Source organism: Bartonella sp. SD1336NMGDW (assembly GCF_042193565.1).
In the GTDB taxonomy this organism is placed as follows: Bacteria; Pseudomonadota; Alphaproteobacteria; order Rhizobiales; family Rhizobiaceae; genus Bartonella; species Bartonella grahamii.
Window position 1 is genome coordinate 1 of the sequence record NZ_JBHILW010000077.1, and the last position, 928, is coordinate 928.

Sequence of the window (928 nt, forward strand, 5' to 3'; positions counted from 1 at the left end):
GATTGAAAAATCAAAAGCATAAATTGGGATATGGATACAAGCGAGGAAAGCGCGTTCTTTGTGTTTTGCAGCGAGGGATCCATAAGGGGCTTTCACTTGTTTTAAGTTTTTGCTTAGCTTTTCAGCCTTTGTTGTTGCAAGCACAAGCGCTTGGAGCGCGAAGTCCTGTTGCACAAGAGAGCCAAGGGATTAAAGCAGCTGATGGGGTTGGCTCTGTTTTCCGCCCCACGGTGGGGAAAGCCGGCAATGATGTGCCGCTGATTGATATTGTGCGCCCCAATGGACAGGGTCTTTCTCATAACAAATATGACAGTTTCAATGTTGATACCCATGGCGTGATTTTGAACAATTCGACTGAGGAGGTTTCGCGTTCACAGCTTGGGGGATTGGTGCCAGGCAACGGCAATTTGCGTTATAGCGGTGCAGCAAAGGTTATCCTTAATGAAGTGGTAAGTGCCAATCGCTCGCGTCTTGAAGGCGTGAGCGAAGTACACGGGCATATGGCGGATGTTATTATCGCCAACCCCAATGGGATTACTTGTAACGGTTGTGGCTTTATTAATACTCCACGGGTGACTTTATCGACCGGACAACCGATCATTGGAGCCGATGGGGCTTTGAGTGGGTTGCGTGTTGAGGGTGGTGATATCACCATAGGCTCTCGTGGAGCTGATGGGAGTGCATTAGATATTTTTGATCTTGTTTCGCGCAAGATCAGTATCGGAGGTCCCATACAGGTCAAAGGAGATTTGGCTGTTATCGCTGGTCACAATCATTTTGATTATGACAAGCGCGAAGCAACTTCTCTTGGCTCTGATGGCAAAGAGCCGGAATTGGCGATTGATTCCAGTGAGTTTGGTGGAATGTACGCGGGGCAGATCCGCGTGATTGCCAATGATAAAGGCGCCGGCGTTAAGATGCGAGGAGA

1 protein-coding gene is annotated in these 928 nt (G+C 48.6%); it reads left to right on the forward strand.

Annotation, left to right across the window (positions count from 1 at the left end; genetic code table 11):
- Positions 1 to 2 precede the first annotated feature (2 nt).
- Positions 3 to 928 (forward strand): filamentous hemagglutinin N-terminal domain-containing protein (locus tag ACFIKH_RS09195; RefSeq protein WP_375671538.1); only part of this gene is annotated, 926 nt, incomplete at its 3' end.